At 68.1% G+C, this 14,570-nt stretch carries 8 protein-coding genes; 2 read left to right on the forward strand and 6 right to left on the reverse strand.

All coding sequences use genetic code 11. The features are described 5' to 3' along the window. Positions 1–76 precede the first annotated feature (76 nt). The 4 genes from HH308_RS27900 to aspS form a co-directional block, all read right to left on the reverse strand. Positions 77–982 (reverse strand): transglutaminase family protein, encoded by a 906-nt coding sequence (locus tag HH308_RS27900; RefSeq protein WP_170197556.1) that lies wholly within the window; start codon positions 980–982, stop codon positions 77–79. Next, positions 979–3,591, reverse strand: a complete 2,613-nt coding sequence (locus HH308_RS27905; RefSeq protein ID WP_312870875.1) for a circularly permuted type 2 ATP-grasp protein — start codon at positions 3,589–3,591, stop codon at positions 979–981. The genes HH308_RS27900 and HH308_RS27905 overlap by 4 nt, the downstream gene beginning before the upstream one ends. After that, the gene (locus tag HH308_RS30040; RefSeq protein ID WP_170197557.1) at positions 3,588–7,271 is read right to left on the reverse strand and encodes a transglutaminase family protein; all 3,684 of its coding nucleotides are present in this window, start codon (positions 7,269–7,271) and stop codon (positions 3,588–3,590) included. The genes HH308_RS27905 and HH308_RS30040 overlap by 4 nt, the downstream gene beginning before the upstream one ends. Before the next feature lie 124 nt (positions 7,272–7,395). Continuing rightward, positions 7,396–9,171 carry an aspartate--tRNA ligase gene (aspS, locus tag HH308_RS27915; RefSeq protein ID WP_170197558.1) on the reverse strand — a complete coding sequence of 592 codons (1,776 nt, stop codon included), beginning with the start codon at positions 9,169–9,171 and terminating at the stop codon, positions 7,396–7,398. 142 nt (positions 9,172–9,313) lie between these two features. Between aspS and ypfJ the strand changes: the two genes are divergently transcribed. After that, complete coding sequence (gene ypfJ / locus HH308_RS27920) at positions 9,314–10,192, forward strand: KPN_02809 family neutral zinc metallopeptidase (protein WP_170197559.1); 879 nt, start codon at positions 9,314–9,316, stop codon at positions 10,190–10,192. Continuing rightward, on the forward strand, positions 10,192–11,865 hold the full coding sequence (locus HH308_RS27925) for a DUF885 domain-containing protein (RefSeq protein ID WP_170197560.1): 1,674 nt from the start codon (positions 10,192–10,194) through the stop codon (positions 11,863–11,865). Before ypfJ ends, HH308_RS27925 begins: the two co-directional genes overlap by 1 nt. Positions 11,866–12,387: 522 nt before the next feature. Here HH308_RS27925 and hisS read toward each other — a convergent pair. Together hisS and HH308_RS27935 are read right to left on the reverse strand one after the other, a co-directional pair. After that, a complete protein-coding gene (gene hisS / locus HH308_RS27930) occupies positions 12,388–13,677 on the reverse strand; it encodes a histidine--tRNA ligase (RefSeq protein WP_170197561.1) in 1,290 nt (429 codons plus the stop codon). Next, positions 13,674–14,420 (reverse strand): MBL fold metallo-hydrolase, encoded by a 747-nt coding sequence (locus tag HH308_RS27935; protein ID WP_170197575.1) that lies wholly within the window; start codon positions 14,418–14,420, stop codon positions 13,674–13,676. The genes hisS and HH308_RS27935 overlap by 4 nt, the downstream gene beginning before the upstream one ends. Between the last annotated feature and the right edge of the window lie 150 nt (positions 14,421–14,570).

Consider the following 14,570-nt stretch of genomic DNA (forward strand, 5'->3'; position numbering starts at 1 on the left):
GAGGGTCACGACCCGCCGAAGGCCATCTCAGACGCTCACTTCGGCACTCGGGGACCCACCAACCGCGGCAGCCGCTTCAGGTGCTCGCCTCGCTCGCCAGAGGCAGCGGCGCGACGTCCACCGACACGTCGATCTTGCTGCTGCGCGACTCGGTGTAGATCACCCCGCGCAGCGGTGCGACGTCTTCGTAGTCGCGGCCCCAACCGACCGTGACGTGTCGTTCCCCGACCAGCACGTCGTTGGTCGGATCGAAGGCGATCCACCGGTCGCCGGGCAGCCACACCGCCGCCCAGGCGTGTGAGGCGTCGGCTCCGTAGATCCGCTCGGCGCCCGGCGGCGGATCGGTCGCCAGGTAGCCCGACACGTACCGCGCGGCGAGGCCCTGCGACCGCAGGCAGGCGATGGCGACCCGCGCGAAGTCCTGGCAGACGCCTTGCCGGCGCTTCATCACGGTGTCGACTTTCGTGCTGATCTCGGTCGAGCCCGACTTGTAGGTGAAGTCGGAGAAGATCCGGTGCGTCAGATCGACCACCGCCTCTGCCAGCGGCCGTTGCGGCACAAAGACGCGAGCGGAATACTCGACGACGGCGTCGGTGACCTCCGGCGGATACAGGTCCAGCTGGTACTCCACGGCGCGGGCCCCGCTTCGGCCCGACGGTCGCGCGAACTCCCAGGCAGCCGTCGCCGCGCCCGACTCCAGCAGCGCCTGATCGACGGGATCCACGTCGACCGTCGACGTCCCGGTCACCTCCAACCGCTGATGCGGCGTCCGCACGTGGAAATAGTTGTCGACGTTGCCGTAGATGTCGACGCCGGAGGAGAAGTCGCCGGGTTCGGGGTCGATGACGACCTCGGCGTCGAGCACTCGCTGTCCGGGCAGATTCCGCGGCTGCAGATGACACCGGCCGTAGGAGCTGGTCACGACGTCGTCGTAGTCGTAGCGGGTGCGGTGCATGACGCGGTAGCGACGCGTCTCGGTCATGAGTGGTCCTCCGATCCGGCTCCCCACAGCGGCTGCATGTCCACCGGGTAGGAGAACCGCGTCCGACCGAGGATCTCGGTGATCTCGCGGACCCCGGCGTCGAGCGTCTGCATCAATTCGGCGAGTTCGCTGCGGTGCCCGTCGTCGTCGACAGTGGCCAGATCGACCGGGTCGACGCGGCGCAGCGCCGTCGTCAGATCCTCGACGACGCGTTCGGCCGCCGCCGACCGCACGGCGTCGGGCAGTGTCACCAGGTCGCTGCGCAGGGTGGCCAGTTGGAAGATCATCGAGCGCGGGTTGGCCTCGTCGAAGAGCATGACCGCCACCACCGCGGCGAGCCGGTAGATCCCGCGGTTGCGCCGCCGGTAGATGATCGCCGATTCGTTGGCGACCAGGTAGGCCTCCATGAGCCCCTGCTCGACGTCGGGATCGTACTGCTCGGCCAGGATCGCGGTGGTGAGCGCGGCCAGCACCTGCGCGCGCTCGATGCGCCGCCCGATGTCCATGAACTGCCAGCCGGGGTCACGCACCATCGACTCGGCTTGTAGTCCCGACAATGCGAGCAGCCCGTGCAGCACGTCGTCGTGCGTGCGGCCGAGGTCGGCGGACTCGGGGTCGGTCTTGGCCGATGCCGCCAACTCGTCGAGTGCCCGATCGATCGCGCCCAGCACCATCCAGGTGCTCGTCGACATCTGGTCGCGCACCGCGCGAGCGACCTGCGCTAGGCGATCGACCGCGAAGGCGACCGATCCCGGTCGCTGGTGGTCGCCGGTGAGTGCGCGCAGCACCGCGATCGGGTCCGTCGCATCGTCGGAGTTCTTCGACGCCGAGCCGCTGGCGGTGATCACCGCGGCGAGGAACAGCGGGATCGACGCGGTACCGGTCATCCACGGGCGGTAGCGGAAGTCTTCGTACCGTTCGCGCGCCACCTTGACCATGCGGGTGGTCAGTTCGGCGCGCTCGCCGTAGCGCCCGAACCAGAACAGGTCCGAGAGCACGCGCGGCGACGACGCGAACACCGTGTCGGAATGCATGCCCATGTCGACGTCGGCCGCGCGCGTCCCGACGTCGTGCACCCGTCGGCCCGCACTGTCGCCGACTCTCGCGGCCGGCTCCGACGTAGTAACCCAGACATCTTTGGCCGCAATCGAATTCGTCGGCGAAGTGAGCAGGCCGTCGGCGAGCACATGCCCCAGCCCGCCGGGCATGACCGCGTATCCGGATCCCTGCGCGACGCTGAATGCCCGGATCCCGACCGGTGCCGCGCGCAGCATGTTCGACGACGCCACCGTCCCGGGAGTCGTCGACGGCGCCACCGAGAAGTCATCGATCCGCTGCCCCACCCACTGCCATGCGGTGGCGTCGATGCGGGCGCGCAGATCGTCGAGTTGCGCCGACGTGCATTCGCCGCCGACGAACTGCTCGCCGGTGCGGAAGTTGACGATGGTCATCGACGACAGCCCGTCGAGCAGCCCGCCCAGTTGATGCGACGCCCCGCCCCACAGCGTCGGCACCGACGCCAGCACGAGGTCCTCGTCGAGCAGCGCCCGACTCAGCGCGGGCAGATAGGCGGCCAGCGCGGGATTCTCCAATACCGCACTGCCCAGCGTGTTCACGACGGTGACGGTGCCTCGGGAGACCGCCTCCACCAGTCCGGTGACACCCAGGCGGGAGTCCGCCCGCAGGTCGAGCGGGTCGGCGTACTCGGCGTCGACGCGGCGCAAGATCACGTCGAGCCGTTTGAACTTGCCCAGTGAGCGCATGTAGACGGTGCCGTCGCGCACCACCAGGTCAGCCGCCTCGACCAGCGGAAAACCCAGCATCGACGCCAGATATGCCTGATCGAACGCCGTCTCCGACAACGATCCCGGCGTCAGCACCGCCACCACCGGGTCCTCGATGCCCTGTGGCGCGTACTCGAACAGTGCCAGGCGCAGTGTTGCGGCGAATGCCGTCAGCGGACGCGGCACACACGCGTGCAGCAGTCGCGGAAACACGCGCGCCATCAGTCTGCGGTCGGCGACGGCGTAGCCGATGCCCGACGGCGCCTGTGCCCAATCCGCATAGACCACCGGTTCGCCCGCGCTGGTCCGGCCGATGTCGCAGGCATGCATGAACAACGCGTGCGGATGATTCCGCGGCTGCCGCGCGGCTCGCCGCAGATAGCCGGGATGCCCGTACACGAGTTCCGGCGGCAACACCCCGGCGGCGATCATCCTCTGATCGCCGTAGATGTCGGCGAGCAGCGCGTCGAGCACCCGCGTACGTTGTTCGACGCCCCGCTCCAGCGACGCCCAGCGTTCACCGTCGATGAGCAGCGGCACGCAGTCCAGTTCCCACCGCCGCCGCGAGGTGCTCTCCCCGTCGGTCGCATTGTAGGTGATGCCGTCGTCGTCGATGAGGGTGCGTACCCGCAGGTCCGCCGCGCGCAGCCCGTCCTCACCGAGTTCGGTGTAGCGCGCGACGACCGGCGCCCAGCGTGGCCGCACGCCGCCGTCGTCATCGAGGAGTTCGTCGAAACTTCCCGCGCGCACGTCGTCGAACAGACCGTCGCGATCGGACCGATAGCGATCCAGCACCGATGCGGAGTCGACTCGTGGCAAGGTCACCGAAGAACCGTACGTGCCCGCCGCATGTCGAGGATCATCGGCACGCCGGAATCGGTCGCCAATCGTGCCTGATATTCCCGGAGTCGGGCGGTGTCCACCGTGCCGACGTGGTGTCCCGCCGCCTCGAATCGACCATTGCGGCGCGATTCGGCCTCGACGGCGTTGACCGGCGGGACGTCGTAGGACCGGCCGCCGGGATGCACGACGTGGTAGGTCGCCCCGCCGACCGATCGGCCGTTGTGGGTGTCGACGAGGTCGAATTTCAGCGGCGAATCGACGGTGATCGTCGGGTGCAGCGCACTGGGCGGCTGCCAGGCACGGAACCGGATGCCCGCGACCGCCTCACCGGCCCGCCCGGTACCGGTGAGCGGGACGGGAATCCCGTTGCAGGTCAACACGAATCGTTCGCGGTCGCCACCGAGGACCCGTACCTGCACCCGTTCCACCGACGAGTCGACGTAGCGGGCCGTGCCGCCCGACGTCGACTCCTCCCCCAGTACGTTCCACGGTTCGATGGCGCCGCGCAGCTCGATCTCGGTGTCGCGAATCGCGACGGTGCCCAGCCGTGGGAAGCGGAACTCGGTGAACGGAGCGAGCCAGGCGGTGTCGAAGTCGTAACCGGCCTCCCGCAGATCCTCCGCGACGTAGCCGATGTCCTCGATCACATAGTGCGGCAACAGGTGTCGCCCGTGCAGATCGGCGCCGTGCCGGTGCAGGCGCTGGCGGTAGGGCGTGTCCCAGAACCACGACACCAGGCTGCGCACCAGCAGCGACTGCACCATCGCCATCTGATGGTGCGGCGGCATCTCGAAGCCGCGCAGCTCCAGCAGTCCGAGCCGCCCGCGCGTGGAGTCGGGGCTGTAGAGCTTGTCGATGCAGAACTCGGCGCGGTGGGTGTTGCCGGTGATGTCGGTCAGCAGATGCCGCAACGCGCGGTCGGTCGTCCACGGGACGTGGTAGTCGGTGTTGCCCGCGGCCACTTCCGCGCCGACCCGGTCGATCTCGGCGAATGCGATCTCCAGTTCGTACAACGCGCTTTCGCGTCCCTCGTCGACGCGCGGCGCCTGCGACGTCGTGCCGATGAACCGACCGGAGAACAGATACGACAGCGACGGATGCAGCTGCCAATACGACAGCATCGACACCAGCAGGTCGGGTCGGCGCAGCAACGGCGAATCGACGGGCCGCGCGCCGCCGAGGGTGATGTGGTTGCCGCCGCCGGTGCCCCCGTGGCTGCCGTCGAGGTCGAATGACTCGGTACCCAGTCCGCAGCGACGAGCCTGATCGTAGAGCGTCTCGAGCAGTTCGGACTGCTCGGCGAACGACGACGTCGGCGGGATGTTCACCTCGATCACGCCGGGGTCGGGGGTGATGGTCAGCGTCGTCAGCCGCGGGTCCGACGGCGGGCCGTAGCCTTCGACGACGACGGGTCTGTCCAGCTCGGCGGCGGTGCGTTCGACGAGGTTGACCAGTTCGGCGAAGTCGTCGCCGGACTCGGTCGGCGGCAGGAAGACATACAGCACGCCGGCACGTTCCTCGGCGACGAGGGCGGTGATGTCGGAGCCGGTGGGCTCGTTGCGCAAGCGATCGTCGGGGAGCACAGCTTCGGGGCTCACAACTTCCAGCGGCGCGGCGGCGGCGTCGGCCGCTACCTGCGCTTCGGCCGTCGCACGCGCTTGCGCCTCTGCTCGTGCGGTCGCCTCGCGCGCCTTCTGCAGCTCCGGGGTGATCCACAGCGGTTCGCCGTCGACGCCGGGGCGGCGCGTGGTCGGTAACGTCTCCCCCGCCATGCCCCGGGTGGTCGTGGCGTCGCCGTCGGCGTCCGAAAGCCGTTGGGCCGCAGCCTCTTCCGCCGCATCGGGAGGCGGCGGAAAATCAGGCAGCTCGGTGAGATCGGCGAGCGGCTCGATGGCGACGGCGCTCGCGTCGGCCGGGAAGAACTGTGTGTTCGGTTCCCAGAACAGCGAATCCAGCGGAAGTCGCAGCCCCGCGGGCGAATTGCCGGGTGTCAGCACGAGACGGCCCCGTCGGGTGGTCCAGCGCGCGCTGCGCCAGCCGCCGTCGGGTGCCTTGCTGATCGGCAGGACATAGGCGGTCGGCGTGGACACCGACGAATCCAATTCGGCGAGAAGCTCTTTGCGCCGATCCGGGACGTCGGTCTGCGGGGTGAGATCCTGCTCGGCGGCCTCGGTCGCGGTCTCCTCGCGTGCCGGCGGGACACCGACCGGCAGCGACACCAATTCGGCGAGCCGCAGCAATGGATCCTCGTAGGCGCCCATCACCTGCGAATCCGGCAGCGCCAGCCGGTCGGCCAGGGCGGCGATGAAGTCGTGCGACGCGACCGAGGTGGCGGGGTCGTCGGGGCCCAGTCCGCCGGGCGACTGGCGGTCGATGGTGGCCTGCGCGGCCTCACGCGTCGTCCACGGGTCGTCGAGCAGCTCGGGGTTGCGCCACAACGCTTTTCCGTCGGCACGCCACAGCAGGTCGACCTGCCAGCGCGGCAGCGGCTCACCCGGATACCACTTACCCTGGCCGCGCTGCACCAAACCCGTTGGGGCGTAGATCTTCTTGAGTCGAGTGGTCAACTGCGACGCCAGCTCGCGCTTGTGCGGGCCGTCGGCGTCGGTGAGCCACTCCGGATCGGTCTGGTTGTACAGCGACACGAAGGTCGGCTCGCCGCCGACGGTGAGTCGGACGTCGTTGACCCGCATCCGCTCGTCGAGGTCGGCGCCGAGGACGGTGATCTTCGACCATTGGTCGTCGGTGTAGGGCAGGGTGACCCGCGGGTCTTCGTGAAAGCGCGTCACCTCGTTCGAGAAGTCAAGCACCGCATGGCATTTGCCGGTCGCGCCGGTGATCGGCGCGGCCGCACCCGGATAGGGTGTCGCGGCGAGCGGGATGTGCCCCTCCCCGGCGAACAGGCCCGACGTCGGGTCCATGCCGACCCAGCCCGCGCCGGGCAGGTACACCTCGGTCCACGCGTGCAGATCGGTGAAGTCGGCGTCGGGGCCCGACGGCCCGTCGATCGCCTTGACGTCGGAGGTCAGCTGGACGAGGTAACCGGAGACGAAGCGTGCGGCCAGACCGAGTTTGCGCAGAATCGACACGAGCAGCCACGCCGAGTCGCGACAGGACCCGATGGCACTCTCCAGCGTGTGATTCGGTTCCTGCACACCGGCTTCCATGCGGACGGTGTAGCCGACGTCGTCGCGCAGCGCTCCGATCAGGTCCATCAGGTAGTCGATCACCCGAATCTTGCCCGTCGCGCGATGGTTCGCGACCCACTTGTCGACGAGGGGGTCGGCACCGTCTGCGTCGACCGGCCGCAGGTAGACCTCCAAGTCCCGGCGCAACTCCTCCGGGTAGGTGAAGCCGACGTATTCGGCCCAGTCCTCGATGAAGAAGTCGAACGGGTTGATGGCGGTCAGGTCGGCGACGAGTCCGACGGTGAAACTCAACTCCGACGTCGGCTCCGGGAAGACGAGCCGGGCGAGGTAGTTGCTGAAGGCGTCCTGCTGCCAGTTCAGGAAGTGGTCGGCCGGTGTGACTTTGAGCGAGTACGCCTCGATCGGTGTCCGCGAATGCGGCGCCGGCCGCAACCGCAGCACGTGCGGAAACACCTTGGTCACCCGATCGAAGTGATACGTGGTCCGGTGCTCGAGTGCCACCTTGATCGTCACTGCCGCTACCTCCTGCTACCCGAAATCCCAGGAGGCAATCTCAACACATCCGGCGTGGTTACGCCGGATGAGGAGTCCTGGGAATCGGCGGCGGGATCGACGCCTGGCCGCGGCGTCGAATCGACTACTGCCCCTTCTTCGCCTCCGGCTTGAAGTCGATTCCCGATTCCTTGCGCTGAGCAGGGGTGATCGGCGCCGGGGCGTCGGTCAGCGGGTCGACGCCGCCGCCCGACTTCGGGAAGGCGATGACGTCGCGGATCGAGTTCTGACCGGCGAGCAGCGCGGTGATGCGGTCCCAGCCGAAGGCGATGCCGCCGTGCGGCGGCGCGCCGAACGCGAAGGCGTCGAGCAGGAAGCCGAACTTCTCCTGCGCCTCGTCGTGGCTGATGCCCATGATCTCGAACACACGTTCCTGCACGTCGCGACGATGGATACGAATCGAGCCGCCGCCGATCTCGTTGCCGTTGCAGACGATGTCGTAGGCGTAGGCGAGAGCCGCGCCCGGGTCGGTGTCGAGCAGTTCGAGCGATTCCGGCTTCGGCGAGGTGAAGGCGTGGTGCACGGCGGTCCAGGCACCGGATCCGACGGCGACGTCGCCGCCCGCGGTGGCATCCTCGACCGGCTCGAACAGCGGAGCGTCGACGACCCAGGTGAACGCCCAATCGCCCTCCTGGCGAAGGCCGAGCCGATCGGCGATCTCGTTGCGTGCGGCACCGAGCAGGGCCCGCTGCGCCTTCGCCGACCCGGCGGCGAAGAACACGCAGTCGCCCGGCTGCGCGCCGACGTGCGCCGCCAGACCGGCGCGCTCGTCGTCGGACAGATTCTTGGCGACCGGTCCGCCGAGCGAACCGTCTTCTTGCACAAGCACATACGCGAGGCCTTTGGCTCCGCGCTGCTTGGCCCACTCCTGCCAGCCGTCGAGCTGACGGCGCGGCTGCGACGCTCCGCCGGGCATGACGACGGCGCCCACGTAGGGTGCCTGGAACACGCGGAACGGTGTGTTCGCGAAGAACTCGGCACACTCGACGAGTTCGATGTCGAAGCGCAGGTCGGGCTTGTCGCTGCCGAAGCGGCGCATGGCGTCGGCGTAGGTCATCCGCGCAATGGGCGTGGCGATCTCCACGCCGATCAGCTTCCACAGCGCGACGAGGATATCCTCGGCGAGCGCGATGACGTCGTCTTGGTCGACGAAACTCATCTCGATGTCGAGCTGGGTGAACTCCGGCTGGCGATCGGCACGGAAGTCTTCGTCGCGGTAGCAGCGCGCGATTTGGTAGTACTTCTCCATTCCCGCGACCATCAGCAGCTGCTTAAACAGCTGCGGGCTCTGCGGCAGCGCGTAGAAGGTTCCCGGCTGCAGACGTGCGGGCACCAGGAAGTCGCGGGCGCCCTCCGGCGTCGACCGGGTGAGCGTCGGCGTCTCGATCTCGGTGAAATCGTGGTCGGCCAGGACCGCACGGGCGGCCGCGTTCGCCTTCGACCGCAGCTGCAACGCCTTGTGCGGGCCCTCCCGCCGCAGGTCGAGGTACCGGTAGCGCAGGCGAGCCTCTTCGCCGGGTGACTCGTCGAGCTGGAACGGCAGTGGCGCCGATTCGTTGAGGACTTCCAGCGTGACCGCGTTGATCTCGATCGCACCCGACGCCAGGTTCGGGTTCTCGCTGCCCTCCGGGCGTGCTTCGACGACGCCGGTGACCGCCACACAGTACTCGGCACGCAGCCGGTGGGCCGCCTCGGCGACGGCCTCGTCCCGGAAGACGACCTGAACCAGGCCCGAATTGTCGCGCAGGTCGATGAAGACGACGCCGCCATGGTCGCGCCGATGCGCGACCCAGCCGGCGACGGTCACGGTCTGCGACGCGTTCTCCCGGCGGAGGGAACCTGCGAGATGGGTGCGGAGCACTGATTGTCCTTCCTGAGACAAGGTTTTTGCGCTGATCATCTTATCGTTGCGCGATTCGGTCCCGACCCTTGCGGTCATTCGCCTCCTGCAATCGGTAGCGACACTATGCTTAAGGCCGCCGAACCTTCGCGACAGGAGCAGCATGACTTTTCAGGGAAGTGGACCGCTCGATTCCGGAGACGTGTCCGGTGGTGGGGACGGCGGCGGTGGCGGCAACGGCACCCGCATCGCGCTGGGTGGCGGCGCAGGACTGATCATCACCATCGTCGCGCTGCTGTTCGGCATCAACCCGGGCAACATTCTGGGAACCGGTGACTCGGGCACGCCTGCCACCAACAACAATTCGGCGGCGTCGTCGATCAATCAGCACCTCGCCTCGTGCACCATCGAGATGGCCAACACCGACGACATGTGCCGCATCAAGGCGACGACGATCAGCGTCAACAAGGTCTGGGCCGGACTGTTGAAGGGCTACACCAACCCCAAGACGGTCATCTTCAGCCAGTCGGTGCATACCGGCTGCGGTGCGGCGTCGTCGTCGACGGGTCCGTTCTACTGCCCCGCCGATCAGACCGCCTACTTCGATCCGACCTTCTTCGCGACGTTGAAGCGGATGGGCGGCAGCGACGGTCCACTCGCGCAGGAGTACGTCGTCGCCCACGAGTACGGTCACCACGTGGAGAACCTCACCGGGGTGCTCCGCAAGGGGCAGCGGATGGGCTCGCAGGGGCCGACGTCGGGCTCGGTTCGCGTCGAACTGCAGGCCGACTGCCTCGCCGGAGTCTGGGCCTACCACGCCGACAAAGGGCCGAACGCCATGCTCGAGCCGCTGACCAAGGCGCAGATCGCGTCGGTGATCCAAACCGCCAAGGCCATCGGCGACGACACCATCCAGGGCGCCAACTCCAACCCCGAGGGCTGGACGCACGGCTCCGCCGCGCAGCGTCAACGCTGGTTCACGATCGGCTACAACGGCGGCGACCCCAAGCGCTGCGACACCTTCGCGACCAACTCTCTGTGATGTCCCGCCCACCGAGCGCTGTCGACGCCTGCGCCGACGCCTACCTTGCGACCGCCGCGCGACTGGATCCGCTGTTCGCCACCGAAGTCGGCGTCGCCGGGTACGACCATCTGCTCACCGACTTCAGCCCGCGAGCCTGCGCCGAACGCGCCGACGCCGCGCGCTCGGCGATCACCGATCTGTCGTCGATGACCGTCATCGACGACGTCGACCGGGTGACCGTGGCGACCATGGCATCGACCCTGGCCCGCGAGATCGCGCTGGCCGACGCCGGGGAGACCGTCGGCGCGCTGAATGTCATCGCCTCACCGCTGCAGGCGGTCCGCGACTCGTTCGATCTGTTGCCGACCGACACCGTCGAGCAGCGCGAAGTCTTCGTCGAGCGGCTACGCGCCCTTCCGCAGTGCGTCGCGTCGATCATCGAGGGCCTCGACCACCGGTTCGCAGTCGGGCCACCACTTGCCCGCCGTCAGATCGGACTGGTTGCGGCACAGGCTGATTCGGCGGTCGACGGAATCACCGCGGCGACCCAGCCGATCCTCGCCGACGCCGACGACGCGCTGTCGACCGCGGCGTCGGAAGCGTTGACCGCGGCTGGTGCCGTATTCGGCGGCCTCGCCGATCATCTGCGGGCGGCCGTCGAATCAGGTGTCGATGCCGACGCGTTCGGCATCGACCGCTATCGACTGCATCTGCCCGCCTTTCTCGGCGCCGACGTCGACCCGTCCGAGGCCTACCAGTTCGGGCTGGATCGGCTCGCGCAGATCGTGGCCGAGCAGCGCGACCTCGCCACCACGCTGGGCACCGACGGCGACATCGCCGCCGCGATCGCCCGGCTCAACGCCGACGAGCGCTACCAGATCTCCTCGGGTGAGAAGTTCGTCGAGTGGATGCAGGATCTCTCCGATCGCGCCGTCAACGCGCTGTCCGGCGTCCATTTCGATCTCCCGAATCGGTTGAGCCGCTTGGAATGTCGGCTCGCGCCGTCGTCGACCGGGGCGATCTACTACACGCAGCCGTCGGCGGATCTGAGCCGTCCCGGCCGGATGTGGTGGTCGGTTCCCGCCGGGCAGAACGTCTTTCACACCTGGCAGGAGTCGACCACGGTATTCCACGAAGGCGTACCCGGTCATCATCTGCAGCTGGGTTCGGCCGTCGTCAGCGAGGACCTCAACAGCTGGCGCAAGCTGGCGTCGTTCACCTCCGGGCACGGTGAGGGCTGGGCGCTTTACGCCGAACGGCTGATGGGTGATCTCGGCTGGCTCGACGATCCCGGCGATCGGATGGGAATGCTCGACTCCCAACGACTTCGGGCCGCGCGCGTCGTCGTAGACGTCGGGGTGCACTGCGGCTTCGACGCCCCGGCGTCGGTCGGTGGTGGGGTGTGGGACGCGCAGAAGGCGTGGGCATTTCTCACCGACGCGGTCGCGATGGACCGCGACGTCCTGCGCTTCGAACTCGACCGCTATCTCGGTTGGGCGGGACAAGCGCCGTCGTACGCACTCGGACAGCGCGTCTGGGAGCAGACGCGCGACGCCGCGCTGGCCGCCCACCCCGATTGGTCGCTGCGCGAATTCCACACCCGCGCACTGGCATTAGGCGGCGTAACGCTCGACGTACTGCGGGAGACGATGACGGCGGACCGCCCGCCCGCCGCCGGCACCGCGGGTTGAGCCGGGCCAGAGCGCAAGCGTAGGTCTCATCCGCTGGTTGAGCCTACCATCACAGTTCGACAACTGCGCCACCATCAAATGCATTGTGGTACAGAGGTTTCGACACGCTCGTCGCTAGCGCTCCTCGCGGCTCAACCAGCAGATGGAGTGCCCCCAACCGGTGAAACGAGGTTGAGCCGGGCCGGAGCGCAAGCGTAGGTCTCATCCGCTGGTTGAGCCGGGCCGAAGCGCAAGCGTAGGTCTCATCCGCCGGTTGAGCCGGGCCGGAGCGCAAGCTCAGGCCCGTGTCGAAACCACCGCGACACAACCGGTCTCGCGTGTCACCGGGGTTTCGACTCGGCTTCGCCTCGCTCAACCAGCAGAAAGGGCGCCTCGCTCAACGTCGGGGTTTCGACTCGGCTTCGCCTCGCTCAACCGGCAAAAAGTGGCACCTCGCTCAACGTCGGGGTTTCGACTCGGCTTCGCCTTCGCTCAACCAGCAGAAAGTGGTGCCTCGCTCAACCGGCAGAAAGGGTGCCTCGCTCAACCAACGGAAAGGTCGGCCGGCTCAGCCAACAGGGCGCGCACCGACTCGACCACACCGTCGAGCGAAACCTGCTGCTGCTCACCGGTTTTGAGGTTCTTCACCTCTACTCTGCGGTCGGCGAGTTCGCGGTCGCCGAGCACCAGGGCGAGCTGGGCGCCCGAGCGGTCGGCGGCCTTCATCGCGCCTTTGAGGCCGCGATCGCCGTAGGCGAGGTCGACGCTGATCCCCGCCGAGCGCAGCTTCGCCGCGACGTCGACCAGCTCCACCTTGGCGTCGGCGCCCATCGGCACGCCGAACACCGCACAGCGTGCCGGCGATGCCTGCGCCACGCCCTCCGCTTGCAGGGCCAGTACGGTTCGGTCGACGCCGAGGCCGAACCCGATGCCGGACAGATCCTGTTTGCCGCCGAGCTGGCGCATCAATCCGTCGTAGCGTCCACCGCCACCGATACCCGACTGCGCGCCGAGACCGTCGTGAACGAACTCGAAGGTCGTCTTCGTGTAGTAGTCGAGACCGCGCACCAGCCGGGGGTTGAGCTCGTAGGCCACTCCGATCTTGTCGAGCAGCGCAGTCACCACCGCGAAGTGTTCGCGGGCCGAGTCGCTGAGATAGTCGACCATCAGCGGCGCGTCCGCGGTCGCCGCCTTGATCTCCGGCCTCTTGTCGTCGAGCACCCGCAGCGGGTTGAGCTGCGCGCGGTTGCGGGTGGCTTCGTCGAGGTCGAGCTTGAACAGGAAGTCCTGCAACGCTTCTCGGTACCGCGGACGTGACTCGTCGTCGCCGAGCGAGGTCAGCTCCAGCCGGTATCCGGAGAGGCCGAGCCGCCGGTAGCCCTCGTCGGCGATGGCGATCACCTCGGCGTCGAGCGCGGGATCGTCGACGCCGATCGCCTCGACGCCCACCTGCTGCAGTTGGCGGTAGCGCCCCGCCTGCGGACGCTCATAGCGGAAGAACGGTCCCGAGTAGACGAGCTTGGCGGGCAGTTGTCCGCGGTCGAGTCCGTGCTGGATCACAGCGCGCATGACACCCGCGGTGCCCTCCGGGCGCAGCGTCACCGAACGGTCGCCACGGTCGGCGAAGGTGTACATCTCTTTGGAGACCACATCCGTCGACTCGCCGACCCCGCGCGCGAACAGACCGGTGTCCTCGAAGATCGGCAGTTCGACGTGGCCGTACCCGGCGAGCGTCGCCGCCTCGGTCAAGGTGTTGCGAACCCGAACGAAATCCGCCGACGCCGGCGGGTAGTAGTCGGGAATTCCCTTCGGCGCCTGAAATTCTGCGCTCACAGTCCGTTACGTCCCTTCCTGGGGATGTCAGTGGTGTCGGTCGATTCCCCGCCGCGTCGCTCGCCGAGGTCTTGCAGAAATGGATTAGTGGCCCGCTCGGCACCGATCGAGGTCTGCGGCCCGTGTCCGGGCAGCACGACGACGTCGTCGGACAGCGGCAACAGCTTGGCCGCGATCGACTCCAACAACTGCTGATGGCTGCCGCCGGGCAGGTCGGTACGCCCGATGGAACCGGCGAACAGTACGTCGCCGGAGAAGCAGACACGTGCTGCGGCCGGATCGGTTCCGTCTTCGGACGGCACGTCGACGCCCAGCAGTACCGAACCCCGGGTGTGACCGGGGGCGAGGTCGACGCTGAACCGAAGGCCCGCGACCTCGACGTCGTCGCCGTCGACGAAGTCGATGACCTTCTCCGGCTCGCGGAACTCGATGTCGGCGATGAGCGGGCCGAGCGCGTGGCCGAGTCCGATCCTCGGATCGGCGAGCATCTCCCGATCGTCGGGGTGGATGTATGCCGGAATCGAGTACTTGTCGCACACGTCGGCGGCGTTCCAGGTGTGATCGAGATGCCCGTGAGTGAGCAGTACCGCGACCGGATTCAGCGAATGCTCGGCGAGCACCGCGTCGACCTGCGGCGCGGCGTCCTGACCGGGATCGATGACGACGGCGTCACCGCCGGGGCCGTCGGCGACGATGTAGCAGTTGGTCGCGAACATCCCTGCGGCGAACCCGGTGATCAGCACGGCGTCGGTCCTCTTCTCTCTGCCTTGCGCCAGACTGCGAATCGCTGGCATCGGGTTCCATTGTCGCAGGCTGCGCGAACGATATTCGACACGGCCCGCGACACTTCGGCGGCACGCGCGGCAACCCGCTGTCGGGGCTTCACAGGTTCT

It is taken from the genome of Gordonia asplenii, assembly GCF_012933505.1.
In the GTDB taxonomy this organism is placed as follows: domain Bacteria; phylum Actinomycetota; class Actinomycetes; order Mycobacteriales; family Mycobacteriaceae; genus Gordonia; species Gordonia asplenii.

Excerpts from the sequence above, each read along its gene's own strand:
- HH308_RS27900 (WP_170197556.1), bottom strand. The coding sequence starts at position 982 with ATGACCGAGACGCGTCGCTACCGCGTCATGCACCGCACCCGCTACGAC.
- ypfJ (WP_170197559.1), top strand. The coding sequence starts at position 9,314 with ATGACTTTTCAGGGAAGTGGACCGCTCGATTCCGGAGACGTGTCCGGT.
- HH308_RS27925 (WP_170197560.1), top strand. The coding sequence starts at position 10,192 with ATGTCCCGCCCACCGAGCGCTGTCGACGCCTGCGCCGACGCCTACCTT.